Annotated in this window: 18 protein-coding genes; 3 read left to right on the forward strand and 15 right to left on the reverse strand. The window is 66.7% G+C overall.

Going from position 1 to position 20421, the window contains the following annotated elements:
• Nucleotides 1-283 precede the first annotated feature (283 nt).
• The 13 genes from ABFX36_RS01450 to rplJ all read right to left on the reverse strand — a co-directional run bounded on the left by ABFX36_RS01450 (nucleotide 284) and on the right by rplJ (nucleotide 13758).
• The gene (locus ABFX36_RS01450; protein WP_346074727.1) at nucleotides 284-1048 is read right to left on the reverse strand and encodes a hypothetical protein; all 765 of its coding nucleotides are present in this window, start codon (nucleotides 1046-1048) and stop codon (nucleotides 284-286) included.
• Complete coding sequence (locus ABFX36_RS01455) at nucleotides 1048-1938, reverse strand: hypothetical protein (protein ID WP_062367415.1); 891 nt, start codon at nucleotides 1936-1938, stop codon at nucleotides 1048-1050. The genes ABFX36_RS01450 and ABFX36_RS01455 overlap by 1 nt, the downstream gene beginning before the upstream one ends.
• Before the next feature lie 79 nt (nucleotides 1939-2017).
• Nucleotides 2018-3259, reverse strand: a complete 1242-nt coding sequence (locus ABFX36_RS01460; RefSeq protein ID WP_006894407.1) for an MCE family protein — start codon at nucleotides 3257-3259, stop codon at nucleotides 2018-2020.
• Nucleotides 3256-4611 (reverse strand): MCE family protein, encoded by a 1356-nt coding sequence (locus tag ABFX36_RS01465; protein ID WP_062367416.1) that lies wholly within the window; start codon nucleotides 4609-4611, stop codon nucleotides 3256-3258. The genes ABFX36_RS01460 and ABFX36_RS01465 overlap by 4 nt, the downstream gene beginning before the upstream one ends.
• Nucleotides 4608-5855: an MCE family protein gene (locus tag ABFX36_RS01470; protein ID WP_006894405.1), complete on the reverse strand. Its 1248-nt coding sequence runs from the start codon at nucleotides 5853-5855 to the stop codon at nucleotides 4608-4610. The genes ABFX36_RS01465 and ABFX36_RS01470 overlap by 4 nt, the downstream gene beginning before the upstream one ends.
• Nucleotides 5852-6937 (reverse strand): MlaD family protein, encoded by a 1086-nt coding sequence (locus ABFX36_RS01475; RefSeq protein WP_346074728.1) that lies wholly within the window; start codon nucleotides 6935-6937, stop codon nucleotides 5852-5854. The genes ABFX36_RS01470 and ABFX36_RS01475 overlap by 4 nt, the downstream gene beginning before the upstream one ends.
• Nucleotides 6938-6939: 2 nt before the next feature.
• The gene (locus ABFX36_RS01480; protein ID WP_006894403.1) at nucleotides 6940-8025 is read right to left on the reverse strand and encodes an MCE family protein; all 1086 of its coding nucleotides are present in this window, start codon (nucleotides 8023-8025) and stop codon (nucleotides 6940-6942) included.
• Nucleotides 8022-9338: an MCE family protein gene (locus tag ABFX36_RS01485; RefSeq protein ID WP_006894402.1), complete on the reverse strand. Its 1317-nt coding sequence runs from the start codon at nucleotides 9336-9338 to the stop codon at nucleotides 8022-8024. Before ABFX36_RS01485 ends, ABFX36_RS01480 begins: the two co-directional genes overlap by 4 nt.
• A 5-nt stretch (nucleotides 9339-9343) precedes the next feature.
• On the reverse strand, nucleotides 9344-10216 hold the full coding sequence (locus ABFX36_RS01490) for an MlaE family ABC transporter permease (protein ID WP_045536585.1): 873 nt from the start codon (nucleotides 10214-10216) through the stop codon (nucleotides 9344-9346).
• 2 nt (nucleotides 10217-10218) lie between these two features.
• Entirely contained in the window at nucleotides 10219-11025 is an 807-nt protein-coding gene (locus ABFX36_RS01495) for an MlaE family ABC transporter permease (protein ID WP_006894400.1), read from the reverse strand.
• Complete coding sequence (locus tag ABFX36_RS01500) at nucleotides 11022-12242, reverse strand: ABC transporter ATP-binding protein (RefSeq protein ID WP_045536583.1); 1221 nt, start codon at nucleotides 12240-12242, stop codon at nucleotides 11022-11024. Before ABFX36_RS01500 ends, ABFX36_RS01495 begins: the two co-directional genes overlap by 4 nt.
• A gap of 498 nt (nucleotides 12243-12740) precedes the next feature.
• Nucleotides 12741-13127 carry a 50S ribosomal protein L7/L12 gene (gene rplL, locus ABFX36_RS01505; RefSeq protein ID WP_006894398.1) on the reverse strand — a complete coding sequence of 129 codons (387 nt, stop codon included), beginning with the start codon at nucleotides 13125-13127 and terminating at the stop codon, nucleotides 12741-12743.
• Between the two features lie 100 nt (nucleotides 13128-13227).
• Nucleotides 13228-13758, reverse strand: coding sequence for a 50S ribosomal protein L10 (gene rplJ, locus ABFX36_RS01510; RefSeq protein WP_006894397.1), 531 nt, complete (start codon nucleotides 13756-13758; stop codon nucleotides 13228-13230).
• Nucleotides 13759-14075: 317 nt separating this feature from the next.
• On the opposite strand from rplJ, the gene ABFX36_RS01515 reads away from it, so the two are divergent.
• Both ABFX36_RS01515 and ABFX36_RS01520 read left to right on the forward strand, forming a co-directional pair.
• Complete coding sequence (locus ABFX36_RS01515) at nucleotides 14076-15272, forward strand: glycoside hydrolase family 76 protein (RefSeq protein WP_045536580.1); 1197 nt, start codon at nucleotides 14076-14078, stop codon at nucleotides 15270-15272.
• A gap of 117 nt (nucleotides 15273-15389) precedes the next feature.
• On the forward strand, nucleotides 15390-17453 hold the full coding sequence (locus tag ABFX36_RS01520; RefSeq protein ID WP_045536578.1) for a CocE/NonD family hydrolase: 2064 nt from the start codon (nucleotides 15390-15392) through the stop codon (nucleotides 17451-17453).
• On the opposite strand, the gene ABFX36_RS01525 is transcribed toward ABFX36_RS01520, so the two are convergent.
• Nucleotides 17450-17947, reverse strand: a complete 498-nt coding sequence (locus tag ABFX36_RS01525) for a TIGR04338 family metallohydrolase (RefSeq protein ID WP_039866641.1) — start codon at nucleotides 17945-17947, stop codon at nucleotides 17450-17452. The two genes, ABFX36_RS01520 and ABFX36_RS01525, sit on opposite strands and share 4 nt — an antisense overlap.
• A complete protein-coding gene (locus tag ABFX36_RS01530) occupies nucleotides 17941-18774 on the reverse strand; it encodes a DUF2786 domain-containing protein (RefSeq protein WP_006894391.1) in 834 nt (277 codons plus the stop codon). The genes ABFX36_RS01525 and ABFX36_RS01530 overlap by 7 nt, the downstream gene beginning before the upstream one ends.
• Nucleotides 18775-18982: 208 nt before the next feature.
• Between ABFX36_RS01530 and ABFX36_RS01535 the strand changes: the two genes are divergently transcribed.
• Nucleotides 18983-20407 carry a CitMHS family transporter gene (locus ABFX36_RS01535; protein WP_045538059.1) on the forward strand — a complete coding sequence of 475 codons (1425 nt, stop codon included), beginning with the start codon at nucleotides 18983-18985 and terminating at the stop codon, nucleotides 20405-20407.
• The last annotated feature ends 14 nt before the right edge of the window (nucleotides 20408-20421 follow it).

The raw sequence follows: 20421 nt of genomic DNA on the forward strand, positions 1-20421 counted from the left end.
GCCATGGTGGCCTGCGGTGGTCGTGCGACCTGCACAAACATCACACCCGAGAACCGTCCCCGGAGGGAGGGCTGGAAGGATGATCGATCAGCGGACAGGAGGCAGCCAGCGCAACGTCCAACTGTATCAGATATCTATGGCAATGGGTATACCCCTGCCGGAGAATGATTGTCGACGGCTGCCTACCTGGAGACAATCAACTTGTGACAGCGTGACGTGCCGAGGCTGTCACGTCAAGCGAAACGCGCCGAATCGGTCAGAAAAGCCTGTTCAGCGCCCTCGATCAGAACTGTCCGACTTCGCTGATCTTCCAATTCCCGCCATCGTCCTTGGTCAAGGTGTACTGGACATGCGGCACCTGGGAGTCGGCGATCACGCCGTCTCGCGAGGTGCTCACGATCAGTGTGCCGACCACCACCGCGCGCTCATCGGTGAGGTCCGACAGGCCGAGAGCGTCGATCTGGCACTCCGACGCCGTCTTGGACTGTTCGATGACACTGCGGTTCGTCTTCAAGAAGGTCTCGAACTGGTCGAGCGCTCCACCGGTGAAGGTGTCGCGGGTGGACGCGGCCCACTGGTCGAGCTTCTTGTAGTCGAACTGGAAGGGCGCGCACGCGCCGGCCCGCGCCTGGCTGAGCACCTTGTCGGTCTCGCGCTGGTCGACGAACGCACGGTTGTCGCTCACGGTGACACCGGGGTGGAATGCGAGGACGGTGGCGATGACGCCGAGTACGACGGCGACGGCCCCGGTGATCGCCGCGAGCCGGAGTGTCGACGAGGTGTCGCGCGGGGGGCGCCCCTGGTTCAGGGCAGCGGCGGCGGCCTCTTCCCGGGCCGCCTTCTCCGCGGCCACCTGGCGCTTGCGCTCCACGCCGGACACGGTGGTTCCGGCGGTGTCGACGGGCTCGGTAGGGACCGTCGAGTGCTGCATCTGCGCGTCTGTGTCGGCCTGCACCGGCCTCGATACCGTGACGCGCGGCGCCGCGCGGCCCGCGACCTTCGGTGTCCGCTTTCCGGATCCGGGCTTGTTCGGACGTCCGCCGGCCATCAGTTTCCACCCTCCTGCGGCTGCGAGTCCTGCGACTGGTCCGCGGTGCCCTGGCCGGGCGCGGTCGACACCCCGGAGCCGGTGTCGGTGTAGTCGATCGGGTTCAGCGCGACCACCTTGGTCGCCTTACGCACACCGTCGACGTCGACCATCGTCAGGAGGAAGCCCATCTGTTGCTGCGCGACGGGCTGATTGGGGATCGTCGATGCGACGTTCGCGAACACCAGAACGGTGGCGGTGTCGTCGTCGGTGCTCAGCTCCGTGGTGGCGCTGCGCGTGATACGCGACTCGAGTTTGCCGACCTGTCCCCCGGAGGCCGCGACACGCTGCTCGACGTCGGCCACGACGCCGGTGTTCACCTGCTTGAGGGCATCTCCGGTGAGCGACGACTCCAGACGCTTCTTCCAGCCCGCGGTGTCCTTGGGGTCCACCGCGGTGATGTTGAGGACGGCCTGCTCGGCCGCATCGACCGACTCGTTGCGGAGCTGATCGGCCTCCGAGTCGACCGTGTATGCGCGGATCCCCGTGTAGCCGAAGTATCCGAGACACACCACCGCAGCGATGAGTGCCGCGACGGCGGCAGCCAGTGCCAAGGAGGCGATGGGCGACCGCGCGGACGCGTCGTCGGTGTCGGCCTCCTCGGTGCCGCTGGACCACCGGGACCAGAACCGCAGGGAACGCTTCGGCGCGGCTGCGTCGTCCTCGGCAGCGTCGTCCGCAGCAGCATCGTCGACGTCTGCCTCAGCGGTCTCCACCTCAGCGGTCTCTGCCTCAGCGGACTTCACCTCGACGGTGTCCGCCTCAGCGGATTCGGACGCGACGGGAGGCTCGGCGGACGTCGCGGCGTCCACCGGTTCGTCCTGCGGCTGGCTGGTGTCTTCGTGTGTCATCGAGCGCAACTGTAGTCATCGCGAGGCACGCCGTGCCAATCCGTCGCCGCCGCGGAGACGGCGACGGATCGGCCGGGCGTCACTTCGGATGCACACCCATCAGAGCGGCCAGCTGGGTCGCGAGCGGATTCAGGTTCAACTTGTCCGGATCCTTCTTCGGCGTGTTGTCCCACGGCTGTGCGATGTACGGATTCGCCAGCGCGGCGCGGTTGGCACCGCGGACCGACGTGGGGTTCCCTTCGGGCACGTTGCAGTTGGCCTTCGTGTTGAACGGGAAATCGTCGTAATTGACGTCGAAGTTCGGGTTGCGCTTCTTCATCTCGGCGATCATCGCCCACGTGCTCTCGTAGCCCTTGGTGCAGCTCACCGGGTTGCCGGTCTCCAGAACGATGCCGAAGTGGATCTGGCCGTCGCCGGGAGCGGCGCTGTGGCTGCCCGCCGACAATGCCGACAGCATCGCGAAGGTGGCACCGGTGGCGAACGACGCCGGCGCCGCCGCGTGAACGGTTCCGCCGAGCTGATGGATCAGCTTGGTGGTATCCGCACCGTTGTCCTGCAGGAAGGTCGAGAGCGCGGTGCCCGCCGGCGGGCCGTTCGTCAGAATGCGGCGGATCGCCGGATCCGAACTCACCAGCTGGGCGGAGACCCGGTCGAGATTCTTCGACCATGCGAGGATCTCGTCGGACTGGTCGGCCTGCGTCGACAGCACCACATTGGAGTTCTGCAGCAGCTGCGTGATCGGTTCGATGTTCCGGACGCCGTCCTTCGACAGCTTGTCCAGTGACGAGATCAAGTGCGTGAGGTCCTCGCCCTTGCCGTTGAACGCCGTGCCGAGTTCCCGGATCACACTGCTCAGCTGATCGACCGGAATGGTCTTGGTGAGGCTGATCGTGTCGGCGATGACGTCCTGCAGCTTCGGGGGCGTCTCGGCGCCCTGGATGCGCGATCCGTTCTCCAGGTAGGGCCCCGCGCTCGTCTTGGGCTGCAGGTCGATGAACTGCTCACCGATCGCCGATCGGTTCGCCAGCACCGCCTGAGCCGAGGCGGGGACCTTGGGTGCGCCGGAGTTCATGTCCAGCGTCACGTCCACGCCGTTCGGCACCATCTTCATGTCACCGACCAGACCCACCGGCACTCCCCGATAGGTCACCTCCGCGTTGGTGAAGATGCCGCTCGCGTCGGGCATGTGCAGGGTCACCTTGTAGGTGGAGACGCCGACCAGCTTGTCGAGCCGGGCGTACTTGGCACCGACGTAGACGATCGCCAGCACACCGATCACCACGAAGACGATCAGCTGAATCTTGACGAGACGACTGGTCACTGGTCACCACCTCCGAGCATCCGCAGCGGCCCGTCCAGGAAGTTCTCGTCTCCCGACGGCATCGGCGAGTACTGAGCCTTCTTGTCCGACGGCTTCTTCTGCACCGAGTTCTTCTGGCCCGACTTGCTCTGGGCGGTCCCCGACGACGGATTCATCGGGTACGTGCCACCCGACGGAGGAGTGTTCGGACCCTTCCGCGAGTTGGCCGCCGGCGGAAGCAGCGAGATCGTCGGCCAGCCCCAGCGGGGTCCGTTGCCGTTGATGTACGGGTTGTTCGGGTCGATCTTCGGCGGGCTGACGGTCGGCGCCTGGTACACCGGCTTGCCCTGTCCCACGCCGAGCGCTTCGAGCTGATTCAGCAGCCGGAGGTCGAGGGTCGCGAACAGGTTGGTCGAGTCGCCGTGCACACCGGGCAGCAGATCGTCCGGGAAGGGATGGGTCAGCATCAGCGGCAACGCGGTGACCGCGTCCTGTGCCGACTTCGCGAGCTCCGACAGGATCGGGCGCAGCGCCTTCAGGTCGGTGATGATCTGATCGTGCGCCTTGCCGAGGATGTCGGTGCCGACCTGGCCCAGATCGTCGAGCTTGGTGAGCAGGTCAACGAACTGCGGGCGCTGCTCCTCGAGCACCTTCACACCCGCAGGCAGTTGGTTCAGGATCCGCTCGATCTGAGCCGTCTGCTGATTGGCACGCGCCGACAGCTTGCTGACGCCGTCGATCGCGCTGATGATGTCGTCGCGCTGCTTGTTGAGGCTGTCGATCAACTTCTCCGACTGCTTCAGCAGCGAGCGCACCGTGTTCGGCCGGTCGCCGAGCGCCTCGTTCAGTGAGGTGATGATCGGCTCGAGCTGGTTGATGCCGCCGCCGTTGAGCAGCATCGACAGTGCGCCGAGCAACTGCTCGATATCGGTGACGGTGCGGGTGCGGTCCGATTGGATGGGTTCCGACTCGGGCTGACGCGGCGTCTGCGCTGTCACGCCCTGCGGCTCGGACAGCGCCACGAACTTCTCGCCGAGCAGGTTGGTCTGCTGAACCGAGGCCGAGGCCTCGTCGGAGAGATCGACGCTGTTCTTGACCTTGATCGTCACCAGCGCATCCCAGGCACCGGTGGGCACCTCCACCTTGGTGACCTGGCCGACCGGAATGCCGTCCATCTTCACGACCGACTGCGGGACCAGGTCCAGGATGTTGTTGAACACCACCTTGTAGGTCCGCGGGTTCGACCCCACGTCCACACCGCCCGGCAGAGGTACCGACTGGATACCGGAGCAACCGGTGGTCACCGCGAGAACGGTCGCGAGTGCGGCACCCATACCGGCGACGCGGGCTCGCGTCGACAGTTTCACCTTCATCGCTGTCCTCCAGGAAGACTCGGGTCCGGATTGCCCGGGACGGTACCCGGTGCCGGGTTCTTCTGCTCCTTGTCACCGCTCATGATTCCGAAGGGCAGCACCGGCAGCACCGGTTCCAGAACGCCCTTCGTGATCTGCGTGGCGACGTTCTTGCAGTTGTTGACCAGCGGCGCGAGCTTGCGGCTGAAGTCGACGGCCATCGGATTGCCGGGCAGCAGCTTGCCCAAGTCGAGCAACCGGCAGCCGGCGGCCAGCGGGTCCTGCAACTCCGGGATGTTGACGCGCATCGCGACGGTGCCCGACTCCGCGTCGTAGGCGTTGATCAGGTTGCTGATCGTGACCGGCAGGACGGTGAGGATCTCGAGCAGGTGATCCTTGTTGTCCAGCAGCGCCTGACCCGTCGGCTGCAGGTCGCGGACGGCCTGACCGATCTTGTCGTTGTTGTCGGAGATGAACGTCGCGACATCGCCCAGCGCGTACGACAGGCTGTCGAGCGCCTTGCCCAGCTGGTCGCGCTCGCCGGCCAGGAAGGTGTTGAACGAGGCCATCTGGCTGTTGAACTGCCGGACCTGCGCGTCGTTCTCCTTCAGCGCACCCACGAAGACGTTCAGGTTGCGGATCGTGCTCATCAGGTCGGTGCTGCCGTCGGACAGCGTTCCCGCGGCCTTGGACAGGTTCGTGATCGCCTCGCCCAGCTTCGCGCCGTTGCCGTCCAGATTCTTCGAGAAGACGTCCACGAAGTCCGTGACGGCACCGTTCTGATTCGCGCCCTCGGGTCCGAGCGACTTCGACAGCTTCTGAAGGTTGGCGTAGATCGCGTCGATCTCCACTGGCACCTTGGTCTGCTTGGTCGACAGCGTCACGTCGCTTCCCGCCTGCGCCCCGCCGGAGTAGGCGGGGGTGAGCTGCACGTAGCGGTCGGCGACGATCGACGGGATGATCTGCACGGCCTTGACATCGGCCGGGAGCTTCACACCGCGGTTCACCCGCATGTCGACCTCGACCACGTCGCCGCGCGGGGTCACGTCGGTGACCTTGCCGACGTCGACGCCGAGCACCCGGACGTCACTGCCCTTGTAGATGCCCACCGCGCTGGTGAACGTGGCGTGCACCTTGGTGGTGCCGATCAGGGTCGACGCCCACCAGCCGCCTGCGGCGATGATGAGGACGAGCACCAGACCGAGTGCGCCGTAGACGATGTTGCGCTTGTTGAACAGACCGGAGGTCTGACCTGACTCCGTCATCCGCCGGCCCCCGTTCCACCGTTGTTCAGATTCTTAGTCATGTTCGGCAGCCTGGTCGTGTTCTGCTGCGGCAGTGCGGGCGGCAGCAGGTTGGTGACCGTCGCCTCGAACCAGCGACCGTTGCCGAGCACGTTCGCGTAGACGCGGTAGAACGGCGCCATGTACGTGATCGTGTCGCGCAGATTCTTGTTCTGCCTGGTCAGCATGTCGGTCACGCCCTTGAGGGAATCGAGTGCGGGACCGATCTGCGCCTCGTTGTCCTTCACGATGCCGCTGAGCGACTTGCTAAGGGTGGTGGTGCTCGCGAGCAGAGCCGAGATGCTCTTCTGCCGGTTGTTCAGTTCCTTGAGCAGGACGCCGGTGCCGGCGATCAGCCGGGTGAACTCCTCGTTCCGGTCCGCGAGGATCTTGGAGGCGTCCTTGGTCGCCTTCAGCAGCCGCTGCACCTCCTGGTCGCGGCTCGCGATCGTGTTCGACAGCCGCGAGATGCCGGTCAACGACGAGTTGATGTCGTCGGCGTTGGTGCCGGAGAAGGCGGCCGACAGCGTCCGCAGCGACTTCGCGACCTCGTCGGTGTCGACGTTCTCGATCTGATCGGCCGCGTCACCGAAGGCCTCGATGACGTCGTACGGCGCGACCGTGTCGGTGAGCTTGACCCGGGGGTCGGCCAGTTCGCTGCCGCGCGGGTTCAGCGCCAGGTACTTCTGGCCGAGCACCGTCTTGATCTGGATAGACGCCTGCGTCTGGTTGCCGATCCAGGTGTTGTTCGCGGTGAAGGTGACGTCGACCTTGTCGTTGTCGAGCGCGACCTCGGTCACCTCGCCCACCTTGACGCCGGCGACACGGACCTCGTTGCCCGCCTTGAGCCCGGCGGCCTCGGAGAACTGCGCGGTGTAGCGCGCGCCCGCGCCCAGCAGCGGCAGGTCCTTCAGGTAGAAGGACGACACCGCGGCCATGATCAGGATCAGCAGACCGAGTGCGCCGATGCTCGTCGCACTCCGTCGGCCGGCGAACCGTCGGCTCTTCTTAGGCGTCGTCGGAACTTCCGGCTGCCCGTCGGGTGTGTTCTGTCGGTCGGTCATGCTCACCCCCCGGGCTTCATGTCGCGCCAGCATCGCGTGGCGGCGCTGGTGTAGAGGACGTGGTTGATGTTCGGCAGCGGCACCACCGGCTGCGTCAGCAGGGTGGACTTACCGTTGCCCGCGACGACGTCGATGCCGCACAGATAGAACTGGAACCAGGAGCCGAAGGTCGCGGCCCGGCCGATCTTCTGCAGCTTGACCGGAAGGTTGGTCAGCGCCTTCTCGATGTCGTCGTCGCGCGAGTTCAGCTGGTCCGACAGCGACTTGATCCCCGCGATGTCGCCCTGGATGGCCGGTCGCGTCTTGCTCAGGATCGAACCGGTCACCGTGGTCAGGTTCGACACCGACGTGATCGCCGATCCCACCGACCCGCGCTGAGCCGCGAGCCCGGTGATGAGCTTCTCGGTGTTCACCAGGAGGCTGGTGAACTGGTCGTCGTTCCGGTTCACCGTGTTGAGCACCTTGGTCAGGTTGGTGATCATCTCTCCGATCACCTTGTCCTTGTCGGCCAGGGCGTTGGTGAGTCCGGCGGTGTCGCTGATCAGGTCGCCGATGGTGGTGTCCATGTCGCCCTGGAAGACCTTGATCATGGTCTCGGCGAGCTTGTTGATGTCCTCCGGGGTGATCTGCTTGAACAGCGGACGGAAACCGTTGAACAGCTCGGTCAGGTTCACCGCGTCGTGCGTGCTCTGATGCGTGGGCGAGTTGGTGAAGGTGTATCCGGCGCCGACGGTGTCGTTCGCCGATCCGGGCCCCTTCTCCAGCGCCATGTAACGCAGTCCCGTCAGGTTGCGGTACCGGATGAACAGCTGGGTGCCCTTGGGCAGCCGATCACGGTCGGCGCTGAATCCTACGAGCGCCTTGTTGCGGTCGGTGATCTCCACGCTCTCGACCTGGCCGACGCGGACGCCCGCGATGCGGACATCGTCGCCGGGGTTCAGCATGGCCGCGTCGTCGAACACGGCTTTGAAGCTCGCCTTGCCGCCGGAGCCGGCGTTGGCGATGGTCAGACCGAGCATCGCGGTGGCGAAGATCGTGATGAGGGCGAAGATGATCAGCTTCACCAGGGGTGCGACGACGCCTCTCATTTGACGGTCACCTGCGCTCCCTGCAGCGATCCGGCACCGATGGAGGTCACCCACAGCGGCACCTGCTCCGGGCTCACACCCGACGACGCCCCGTAGAGCACCTGCATCTGGCGCTGGTAGTCGGTCTCCGACACGGTGCCGCTCGGCGTGCCGCTGAACTGCGGCTGAGGCAGATCCGGCCAGGTCTTGGGACCCGGGTTACGCGACGGCGGCTGGTACGAGCCGTCGGGAACACCGCCGCCGGGGTACTGCGGGAACGGGCGGCCGTTGGTTGCGGGCTCGTAGCAGCGGGCGGGCGGATCCACCCACAGCAGCCGGGGCTCGTCCTGGTTGGGCAGGTACCGGCCGCGCGGGTTCACGAACTGCAGGTTCACGTGGACGCCGGGGTTGGCGGTGCCCTTGCCGACGATCGGGCCCACCTTCGGGACGATCGTGGCGAAGTTGTGGAACATGCAGCCGAAGGTCGGCGACTGGCGCGCCGCAGCCTTCAGGAAGGGCTCGGAGTCGATGAACAGGTTCAGCATGTCCTTCTTGTTGGCCTTGAGGAACTTGGTCGTGTCCACCGCGGCCACGCTCAGCGTCTGGATGGTCGACCGAAGATCGCCCTGCCGCTCCACCACGGTGTTACCGGTGATGCGCAGGTTGTCGAGCGCGTCGATGATGTCCGGCACCGCTTCGGAGTAGGTCTGCGAGAACGACGCCAGTCCGCGGATGGTGCCCTGCAGATCGGTCATGTTCGCGTTGACCCGCGTGAAGATCGTGTTGAGCCGATCGACGATCTCGCCGATCTGGTGGCCCTTGCCGCCGATCGCCTGCGAGATCGCGCTCAGCGTCACGTTGAGGTCCTCCGGCGGGATCGCCTTGATGACCGGGAGCAGCGCGTCGAAGAGATCCTCGACCTCCTGCGAGTTGCCCTTCGGGTCGGTCAGGATCACCGATCCGTCCTTCAGCGTGCCGCCGTCCGAGCTCTCCGGGATTTGCAGAGCGATGTACCGCTCACCGAACAGTGTCTTCGGGAGCACCCGGGCCGTGGTGCCGTCGGGGAGATTGTGCATCTGGTCGGGATTGATGCCGAGTTCGACGTTGACCTTGCCGCCGGGCTCCACGTCCACATTGCGCACCGAGCCGACGACCACCCCGTTGGCCTTCACGTCGGCGTTCTTGACCAGCGAGTTGCCCGCGTTGTCCGTACGCAGCGTCACCGTCGAATAGTCGTCGAACGTCCCCCGGAACTTGAGCACCGAGACCGCCAGCAGACCGATGACGACGACGAAGAACAACAGGCCCAGGAGCCTGCGTTTGAGCGTCCCCACGTTTCCTAACCTCCCACTCGGATCGACGTGGTCGTACCCCAGATCGCCAGGCCCAGGAAGAAGTCCATCACCGCGATCAGCACCAGCGCCGTTCGCACGGCGTGACCGACGGCCACACCCACGCCGGCGGGCCCGCCGCTGGCGAAGTAGCCGTAGTAGCAGTGGATCATGATGATGACGAACGCGAATATCAGCACCTTGCCGAACGACCACAGGACGTCGACGGGTGGCAGGAACAGATTGAAGTAGTGGTCGTACGAACCGGTCGACTGACCGTTGAAGACCGTGTTCACCACGCGCGAGGCGAGGTAGGCGGCCATCAGGCCGAGCACGTACAGCGGGATCACTGCGATGAAGCCGGCGATGACCCGGGAGCTGACGAGGAATGGAATCGACGGCACTGCCATCACCTCGAGCGCGTCGATCTCCTCGGAGATCCGCATTGCGCCGAGCTGAGCGGTGAAACCGCAGCCGACCGTCGCCGACAATGCGAGACCGGCCACCAGGGGTGCCACCTCACGGGTGTTCACGTACGCCGACAAGAAGCCGGTCAGTGCCTGCGAACCGATCTGGTCGAGGGCCGCGTAGCCCTGCATACCGACCACGACGCCGGTGAATCCCGACATCAGGACCATCACGCCGATCGTGCCGCCGATGACGGCCAGACCTCCCGAACCGAAGGCGACCTCGGCCAGCAGGCGCATCACCTCTCGGGTGTAGTGCACCAGGGTCCGCGGGATCCAAGCGAGCGTGCGCGCATAGAACGACATCTGTTCGCCGGCGCCGTCGAGGAGCTTGAGCGGACGCCCGAGCTGCTTGCGGGTCTCGTAGAGCAGGTACTCCGGCCGGCTCTTGGCGATCGTCACACCACGAGTCATCACTAACCTACCTTCGGCGGAACGATCTGCAGGAAGACCGCAGTAATGATCAGGTTGGCGAAGAACAGCAGCAGGAAGGTCACGACGACGGACTGGTTCACCGCGTCACCGACGCCCTTCGGGCCGCCCTTCGGATTGAGGCCCTTGTAGGCCGCGACCACACCCGCGATCACACCGAAGATCACTGCCTTCAGCGTCGAGATGTATAGGTCGGGCAACTGAGCGAGCGCGCCGAACGAGGCGAGGTACGCACCCGGCGTACCGCCCTGCACGACCACGTTGAAGAAGTAGCCACCGCCGATGCCGACCACGGCGACGAGGCCGTTGAGCAGGACTGCGACGAGCACCATCGCCAGCACGCGCGGCACCACCAGCCGCTGGACCGGGTTGATGCCGAGCACCTCCATGGCGTCGATCTCCTCACGGATGGTCCGTGAGCCGAGATCGGCCGCGACCGCCGAGCCAGCGGCTCCCGCGACGAGCAGCGAGGTCACCAGCGGCGATCCCTGCTGCACGACGACGAGCACCGACGCCGCACCCGTGTACGACTCGGCGCCGAGCTGCTTGATCAGCGAGCCGGTCTGCAGCGAGACGATGGCGCCGAACGGAATCGCGATGAGCGCGGTCGGCAGAATCGTGACGCTGGCGATGAACCAGGCCTGCTGAATGAATTCGCGCAACTGGAAAGGCCGCACGAAAAGCTGGCGGGCGACGTCGACGAACAACTGGACGATATTGCCGGTTTGGGCAAGCGCGCCCTCACCGGCCTTCGCCAGTTTGTCGACGCCACGCGAGGTGGCACTCGTCATGCCTGGGTACTCCCCTGTCCATCAGACTGGTTGACGGCGGTCTCGATCGCAGCGGTATCGATCGGTTGCGTCTGAGCATCGTCAGCCGCGGTGGCGAGAACGTCGGTCGGACGTTCGATCACCTGGGTGTCAGCCTGGTCCTGCGCGGCCTGTACTGCCGCGGGGTCGCTGAAGTCGGTGTTGGCGAGGGCCACGAGCGTCGCAACGGACTCGGGGGACTGCGCGGCGCGCTCGTCCTCCTCGGCGATCGACGCGCGGATCGCGGCCTGAGCGTTCTCCGGCAGCGAGGGCAGCATGGCCAGCACGTTCGCGCGGTGGCGGATGGCCGCCTTGCGCACCGGCATGCCGGGGTTCGGCTGCACCTGCGCGATGATCTCGGAGAAGTCGTCCTTGGTGCCGCCGCCGGAGATACCCGCGGCCTGCATTGCCGCCTCCGCCGCCGCGACCGCCTCGTCCTTCTCCTCGGACATGCCGATGGGACCGAACCGGTCGCCGGAGAGGAACTGCTTGACCACCGGCTGCTCCGAGGTGAGCAGCTGCTCGCGCGGGCCGAACATGACGAGTTCCTTGCGGAACAGCATGCCGATGTTGTCCGGAATGGTGCGGGCGATGTTGATGTTGTGCGTGACGATGAGGATCGTGGCGTCGATCTCGGCGTTGATGTCGATCAGCAGCTGCGAGATGTATGCGGTTCGCACCGGGTCGAGGCCCGAGTCCGGCTCGTCGCAGAGGATGATCTCCGGGTCCAGGACCAGTGCGCGGGCCAGGCCGGCGCGCTTGCGCATACCGCCCGAGATCTCACCGGGAAGCTTGCCCTCGGCGCCCGCGAGACCGACCAGCTCCACCTTCTCCATTACGATGCGGCGGATCTCGTCTTCCTTCTTCTTCGTGTGTTCACGAAGCGGGAAGGCGATGTTGTCGTAGAGCGTCATCGAGCCGAACAGGGCGCCGTCCTGGAATAGGACACCGAACAGCTTGCGGATCTCGTAGAGTTCCTTGGCGGAGCACTCGGTGATGTCGGTGCCGTCGATGACGACCGAGCCCTGCTCGGGATGCAGCAGGCCGATCAGCGTCTTGAGGAAGACCGATTTACCGGTACCGGACGGACCGAGCAGGGCGTTGACCTCTCCGGCGGGCAGCGTCAGCGAGACGTCTCGCCAGATGTTCTGTGAGCCGAACGACTTCGTCAGTCCCTCGACCTTGACCTCAACACCCACAGTGTTCCTCCAAACCTTTCTAGGTACCACGTAGGTGAGGCGAGGCGCCTCGCTCCCCCTACAGAGTCTTCGCAGCCACCGACCTGGGACGGCTGTGGCTGCGGTCACTCTAACGCACCAGAGGTTCAAGTCACACTTCGGAGTCGGGAGCCGAACTCTGCTCCGAAGTTGCTGTACCCGCTAGTAACATCTTGGTGGCCTGAGAATACCCAAAGAAGCGGCGTGGTCCAAAGCGAACGCCGATCTGAAGCGAGATACCCGTCACACCAGCGGAAAGTGTGCCCAGCGGCCCCTCAGTGGCCCGCGATGTCGGCCCGGCCCCGGCGCCCGCCTCGGGCGAAGACCACCCGCCCTGGGGTCGTTCAGCGGCCGCTCCGGCGGTCGCTTCGGCCGTCTCGACAACCGCCTGAGAGAACGACGAAAGCGGGGCTCGCAGGTATCCCTGCGAGCCCCGCCTCGGCGATCGCCTATGCGGCGATCTCGTGATCGTCGATCAGATCACTTGAGCGAGATCGAAGCGCCGGCCTCTTCGAGCTTGGCCTTGGCAGCCTCGGCGTCTTCCTTGCTGACCTTCTCCAGGAGAGCCTTCGGGGCACCCTCGACGAGATCCTTGGCCTCCTTCAGGCCCAGGCCCGAGACGACCTCGCGGACGACCTTGATGACCTGGATCTTCTTGTCGCCGGCCGACTCGAGAACGACGTCGAACTCGTCCTGCTCGGCAGCGGCCTCGGCAGCGGCGGCCGGAGCACCGGCGGCGGCGACGGCGACCGGAGCGGCAGCGGTGACCTCGAAGACCTCTTCGAACTTCTTCACGAAATCGCTGAGCTCCAGCAGGGTCAGTTCCTTGAACTGCTCGATGAGCTCGTCAGCGGTGAGCTTCGCCATGATGGCGTCCTTCCGTTAGATCCCCGCCGGAACGGGGGCGCCTGCGTCGCAGGCTGGTTCATGGGTGATCGGCCGGAGCCGAAGTGGAGAGTGCAGTGAGCTACGCGGCTTCGCCGCCGGCTTCCTGCTTCTCCTGCAGGGCCGCGGCGAGCCGCGCGACCTGCGATGCGGGCTGGGTGAACAGCCCTGCGGCCTTTGCCAAGTTGCCCTTCATGGCGCCCGCCAGCTTTGCCAGCAGGACCTCACGGGTCTCCAGGTCGGCGATCTGCTCGATCTCCGCCACGGACAGCGCACGGCCGTCCATGAAGCCGCCCTTGATGACCAGGTTCTTGTTGTCCTTGGCGAACGTCTTGATCGCCTTGGCGGCCACAACCGGCTCACCTTCGATGAAGGCGATCGCGGTCGGACCGGAGAACAGGTCGTCGAGACCCTCGAGGCCCGCCTCAGCAGCGGCGCGCTTGACGAGGGTGTTCTTGGCGACGGAGTAGGTAGCGCCTTCGCCGAGCGAGCGACGCAGCTCCTGGAGCTGCGGCACCGTCAGTCCGCGGTACTCCGTGATCACAGCAGCGGTGGAACCGTTGAACTGCTCGGTGATCTCTGCAACTGCAGAGACCTTGTCAGCCTTAGCCATACTTCGCCTCCTCTCGTGTCACATTCGTCGTGCCCCGGCGTACCGGGGCACCTCTGTCCAGAGAATGCGGTGGGAGGCGGGGGCGCTCGACGAGGGGTCCGCGAGAAATGAAAAACGCCCCGGGCAGGAGGCACGGGGCGCGCATAGCACGGCACAAAGGCCGTGAGATGGTCTCACCACGTTCATCCTGCGTGGGCCGCCGACTCGCATCGGGCCTTCGATCGGAAACACTTCCGACAACCAACGGTCTCTGGTTGAACTGACGCAAAGTGTCCGACCTCGTCGGACTCATTGCACCGGCTAATAGGCTAACCGGCATGAGCCCCGATTCCAAATCGGCCGAGGTGCAGGCACAGGACCGAGCCGCCGCCGCACAATCCGCGATCGCCGCTCGCCACCTGCGCCGGGTCGGCGGCTGGCTGCCGTTCACCCGCATCGGCCGGGTCGCCTGGCCGATGCCCGGACGACCGCTCTCGCGCGAGCGCCTGACAGCGTCATGGAACTACTGGTGGCAGGCCCATCTGGTGGACCTGCTCGTCGACGGCGCCGTCCACCGGGAGGACCGGCGCTGCGCCGACGACGCCGCGGCGCTGCTGCGCGGGATCTGGGTGCGGAACGTCGCGCACTGGACCAATGCCTACTACGACGACATGGCGTGGCTGGGCCTGGCTCTCGAACGCGCCGGTCGCCATCTGCACGACACCGCGGGCGCATCGCACCGCCGGGCGCTGCACACGCTGCGGGACCGGATGCACGACGCGTGGTCACCCGAACTCGGCGGCGGAATCCCCTGGCGGACCACCGACTCGTTCTTCAACACCCCCGCCAACGGTCCGGCCGCGATTCTGCTGGCCCGCACCGGCCGACCCGACCGTGCCGTGGAGATGGCCGATTGGATCGAACGCGAACTGCGCCTGCCGTCGGGATTGATCGCCGACGGCGTGTGGTCCCGGCCGGACGGCACGCGTGAGCTGGACTCAACGGTCTTCACCTACTGCCAGGGCGTCGCCCTCGGTGCCGAGACCGAGGCCTTTCGCCTCACCGGTTCACCCGTGCACCTGGACCGTATCGACCGGATCCTGCGAGCAGTCGGCGACCGCATGACCGTCGACGGTGTGATTCGCGGCGCCGGCGGCGGGGACGGCGGCCTCTTCGCCGGCATCCTCGCCCGCTATCTCGCACTGGTCGCGACAGACCTTCCCCGTGAGGCGGCGGGCGCCGGCGAACTGCGTTCAGCGGCGGCGGGACTGGTCCTCACCGCGGCACAGGCCGCGTGGGACAACCGCGCCACCGACCCGCAGGGACTGCCGGTCTTCGGACCGGACTGGCACAGGCCGGCGCGTCTGCCGGACGCGACCGGCGCCGCGGCGCAGAGGATCGGCGGCGCAGTCAAGTCGTCGAGCGTCCCCGAACGGGATCTCTCCGTTCAGATCTCGGCCGGAATCCTGCTCGAGGCGGCTGTCTCGGTCACGATCGGGTCAAGCGAGCACACCGGTTCGGCAACCCCGGATTAACGATCTGGCTGTGCATCGTTTTAGATTAGGGAGGACGCCCGCGTGACTCACGCCACACCGATGCGCTCGGGCCGACTCCAGCCCGCACTGTGACGAATGCAAAGGGGGGACGTGAGAATGACGCTTCAGTACGACCTGGGCGGCCTGGCCGAGGGGCAGAGCGGATTCGCAGTCCCGCAGGAACGTCCGGCTCTGATCCCGGCACCCGACTACCGCGATGCCGCCGGCGGAGTCGCCGGCCTCGAATGGCGTCGAGCCGTCGACGGGCCGAAGCCCTATCCGCGCGTTCACATCGACCGCAGCATTCGTCTCACCATGAGCGACGGGGTCACCCTGCGCGCCACGCTCGTCCGGCCGGCGAATCGGTTCGGTCAGCCGATCCGCACTCCCCTGCCGGCGATCCTCAACATGAATCCCTATAACCGGGCAGTGCTGGACGGGCTCGACCACGCACTGCACGCTCCCGTGATCGGCAAGACCGTCCAGACCGCCAGCGCGATGATGGTCGCCGACGAGGGGCCGCTCGCCGGCGCCACGCGCATCACGCGCACCTTCTCCAAGGGGCTGTGGGACGTCTTCGGCATCAACCGGAATCTGGTGCGCGCCGGGTACGTACAGGTCCTGGTGGACGTCCGGGGAACGGGAACCTCGCACGGCAAATGGCAGATCCTCGGCTCCCGCGAACAGCAGGACAGCCTCGAGGTGATCGACTGGATCAGCGCTCAGGACTGGTACGCCGACGGCGTCGGGATGACCGGATGGTCGTATTCGGCCATCAACTCCCTGCAGACGGCGGGACACCGCCCCGAGGAACTCAAAGCCGTCTTCGCCGTCGAGGGCAGCGAGGACGTGGTCCGCGACATCTACATCACCGGCGGTATGCCGTCGGCCTTCATCCCGCTGTGGCTGGCACTGGTCAACGGGCTCAAGTGGCTGCCGAACCCGGCCACCGCCGTCGCCGACGTGCTGCGCGGCGACGCGTACCGGTGGCTGTCGGCGCGCGTGAAGTCTCCGGCCACGGAGATGCCGTCGCTGATGTGGGGCTTCCTGACCGCTCGAGACGACCGGATCTTCGACGATCCGTACTTCGCCGAGCGCGATCCCGCGATCGAGAACATCGTGTGTCCCACGTTCACGGTCGGCGGCTGGCACGATCTCTTCGGCCGCAGTGCCACGCGCGTCTACTCCAAGCTGCAGATGGAGCCCGGACGCAAGCAGGCGCTCATCGCCGACGGCTACCACCTCGACCCGGGGTTCGGTCACGAGCGCCCGTTCGCACCGCCCCGCCTCGACGTCCTCCAGCGGGCGTGGTTCGACCGCTGGCTCAAGGGCGTCGAGAACGGAGTCGACGCCTACGGACCGGTGACCCTGGAACAGCAGGGCGGCGCGTGGTCGTGCGGACCGTCGTTCCCCCGGCAGGAGGTGGCACCGCGGCGCCTGTTCCTGACCGAGGGGCCCACCGGAACCGCACTGCACGCGCAACACGACGGCACGCTGCGCAGTTCACCGGCCTCCCGGCGCCGCTCCCTGCGGATCCGGCCGAGCTTGCGCGGATTCGTCTCCCGCGATCTCGCGCAGGTGACCGCGGGCGCGGCCATCGTGCTCGGCGACAGCTTCGCGACCGATGCCCGCTTCCAGGAGGAGGCGGCCCTGTCGTTCACCAGCGAGCCGGTCGACCGGCCGACGCAGGTCTCCGGCGAGATGAATCTGCGTCTGAACGTCTCCACGACGGCGCACGAGGGGATCTGGGCCGTGACGGTCAACGACGTCGCACCCGACGGGACGTCGACCGTGCTGACCAACGGCGCACTCACAGCCTCCAACCGCGCGCTCGACCCGTCGCGGTCCACCTACACCGACGACGGCGTGCTGCTCGACGCGTACCACTACCTGACGCGGTCACGCCGGCTGCCCGTTCCCGCGGACGAGCCGGTCCGCATCGACGTCGACCTCGTGCCCACGGACGCGGTCCTGGCCCCGGGCCACCGTCTGCGGGTGGACGTGTACGCGGCGAGCCTGCCGCGCTATCTGACGATCGTCCCCGACCTGATCAAGGCCCGCGGGCGCCGTCAGCAGCTGGTCCTGGACCCGGCGAAGCCCAGCTACCTGACCTTCCAGACCGACGGCGAGCTCGGTGCCGCCCCGGTGCCGATCGTCGCCGCGACCGCGCAGCGGGGTTAGCGCGCCGACAGTCCGCTGTCGCCGAAGACGACGCGGTAGACCAACGCTGCCTCGGGCCCGAGGACCCGCTCGACGAGCCCGATCAGAGCTCCGACGAACGCCGGACCATGGGCCGGAGCGCCCACCTCGTCCAAGTGATGCGCCAACTCGTGCAGGACGACGAGTTCCCGCAGTGCCCAGCGACCGCCGGCCGAGTCCGGGACGGCGATGGTCGCGGTCGCCCGCTCGTAGTGCGCGGCACGTTCGCCTCGTCTCGTCCGAACCCGGACCGGGACGATCGCCCGAGTGAACTCCGCCCGAACCGACGGCAGGGCCAGAACGCGCCGGGCGTACGCGGAGACGTCGTCCACCGAGCCGAACCTCGCCTCCGCGGGCAACGTCAGTTCGGTGCCGGCGAGCTGCACCGTATGCGCGCCGCCCGCCCGCTCGAACATCCGCAACACCAGGCGCTCGGCGTCGTACAGCCGTCGGCGCGTCTGGTCGCGGCTCACGATTCGAGCGCGCCGCGCGGCGCACCGAACTCCCGGTCGGCGCCGATGCGCGCGCGCCGGCCGGCACGGTCGCCGGCCTGGCGCGCGGCCGAAGAGTACCCGGCCGTGGCACTGCTCGCACGCCACGTTCCGCGGGCCTTCGATTCGGAGCGGTAGAAGTCCTTGATCTCCAATTGTTTGTCCCGCAGCGCGACCGCCGAGGAGACCGAGCGCGCCGGGCCGCTCTCGGTCTCGATGCGCACCGTCTCCCGCTGCTGTTCGTCGCGCGCCGCGCGGAGCCGGGTGCCGATCCGTGCCGCGAACGCCGATTGGAAGTTGAGCCGGGCGGTGATCGGCGAGAGCGCCTTCTCCTCGACCACACGTCGACGGCGGTAGCCCGCGGTCTTGGTGACCATCTGCCTGGCAGTCTCCCCCTTGTACGCCCCCGACTTCAGGTACGCATCGCTCGCGGCCACCATCTGAATCACCAGCGACGTGTACAGCGCCTCGCAGGCGTCGATGTCGGTCTCGAAGCCGTAAGCGATCACGAAGGTGGAATTGGACGCCACGTCGCATGTCACATCATTGGCCTGTGCGATCTGCACGAACAACTGCACGTATGTCCGCAGTCCCCGCTTGCCCGCCTTGCCGATCTCGATCTGCCGGGTGATCGGCGCGGCGGCCTTCCTGGCTGCGGGATCGTGCGCCCGGGCCATCGCGAGATCGATCGAGGCCGCCGTCGCGAGCCGCTGAGCGGCCGCCATGAACGCCTCCGCCTCGTGCTCGTTGTCCGTGCCCTCCGCCTGCCGCAGGAGACCGCCGATCCGGGTGAGCAGTTTGTCGTCGCGCATGAGTCACAGGCTATCGGGGCACCGTGACGTCTCCCAGGCCGCTGTCCACAGGCCCACGCGTTCGACGCCGGCGCTGTACGGGCCCTGCGCACAATGCGCGAAAGGCGACTAACGCACACAACCTCGACTGTGATTCACGTTACGACCAGAGTGCTCAAGTGGCGGGTCACACGACCTTCCGGAACTTCACGGCACGAAGGAGCACGCAATGTTGGTAGCGCTCGGGTTGGCGATGGTCGCCACCTTCATGTTCCTGATCATCACCAAACGCGCGACACCGGTGGTCGCGCTCATTCTCGTCCCGGTCGCGTTCGCCCTGTTCGCCGGTGCCGGACTCGGGGTCAGCGACATGATCAAGGACGGCATCGCCGACCTCGCCCCCACCGCCGCGATGCTGTTCTTCGCGATCATCTTCTTCGGACTCATGATCGACGTCGGGCTCTTCGACCCCATCGTGCGCTTCATCGTCCGACTGGTACGCAACGATCCCGCTCGCCTGGTGGTCGGCACGGCGGCTCTCGCAGCCGTCGTCTCCCTCGACGGTGACGGATCGACGACCTTCATCATCACCACCGCCGCGCTGCTCCCGCTGTACTTGAAGCTCGGCGTCTCCCCGGTCGTGCTCACCGTGGTCGCCGGTCTCGCGAACGGCACGATGAACATCCTGCCTTGGGGCGGCCCCACCGCCCGCGCCGCGACCGCCCTCAAGATCGATACGAACGCGGTGTTCCTGCCGATGCTTCCGGCGCTGGCGGCGGGCATGCTGGTGGTCTTCGCGTTCGCATTCCACCTCGGTGTGCTGGAGCGCCGCCGCATCGGGCGGATCGAGATCCGGGAATCGGTGCTCGCCTCATCGCGCGGGGCCGGACGCGACGACATGCCTACCGGCGGCTCTGCCTCGATCACCGCCGCCGAAGCTGTCGGAACGCCGGCAGCCGATTCCTCGTGGGGTTCGGACGACGCGAACGACGGAGACTCGGCGCTCACCGGCGTCCTCGATCCCACCCGGACCACTCTTCGTCCCAAGCTGTTCTGGGTCAACGCGGCGCTGACGGTGGCGCTGCTGGCCGTGCTCGGCGCCGACATCATCGCGATCCCGGTTCTCTTCATGATCGCGGCCGCGATCGCCCTCGCAGTGAACTTCCCGCATCTGAAGGATCAGCAGGAGGCGATCACCCGGCACAGTTCGAGCATCGTCTCGGTAGTCGCCATGGTACTGGCGGCCGCCGTGCTCACCGGCGTGTTCAGCGGCACCGGAATGGTCGACGCGATCGCTCGGTGGCTCGCGGACGGCATCCCCTCCTGGATGGGACCGCATATGGCCGTGGTGATCGGCGTCCTGTCGATCCCGCTCACCTTCCTGATGAGCAACGATGCGTTCTACTTCGGCGTGCTGCCGGTTCTGTCGAAGACCGCGGCCGAATACGGCATCGATCCGACCGAGATGGCTCGGGCGTCGATCACCGGCCAGCCCTTCCACATGCAGAGCCCGCTGGTCCCGGCGATCCTGCTGCTGGTCGCTCTCGCCGGAGTGAGCCTCGCCGACCATCACAAGCAGGTCCTCTGGCGCGCCGCACTGGTCTCGCTCGCGATGCTCGTCGTCGGCGGATTGATCGGCGCGATCCCGCTGTGACCCGGTGGCACGCG

Source organism: Gordonia cholesterolivorans (assembly GCF_039531975.1).
Taxonomy (GTDB): Bacteria; Actinomycetota; Actinomycetes; order Mycobacteriales; family Mycobacteriaceae; genus Gordonia; species Gordonia sihwensis.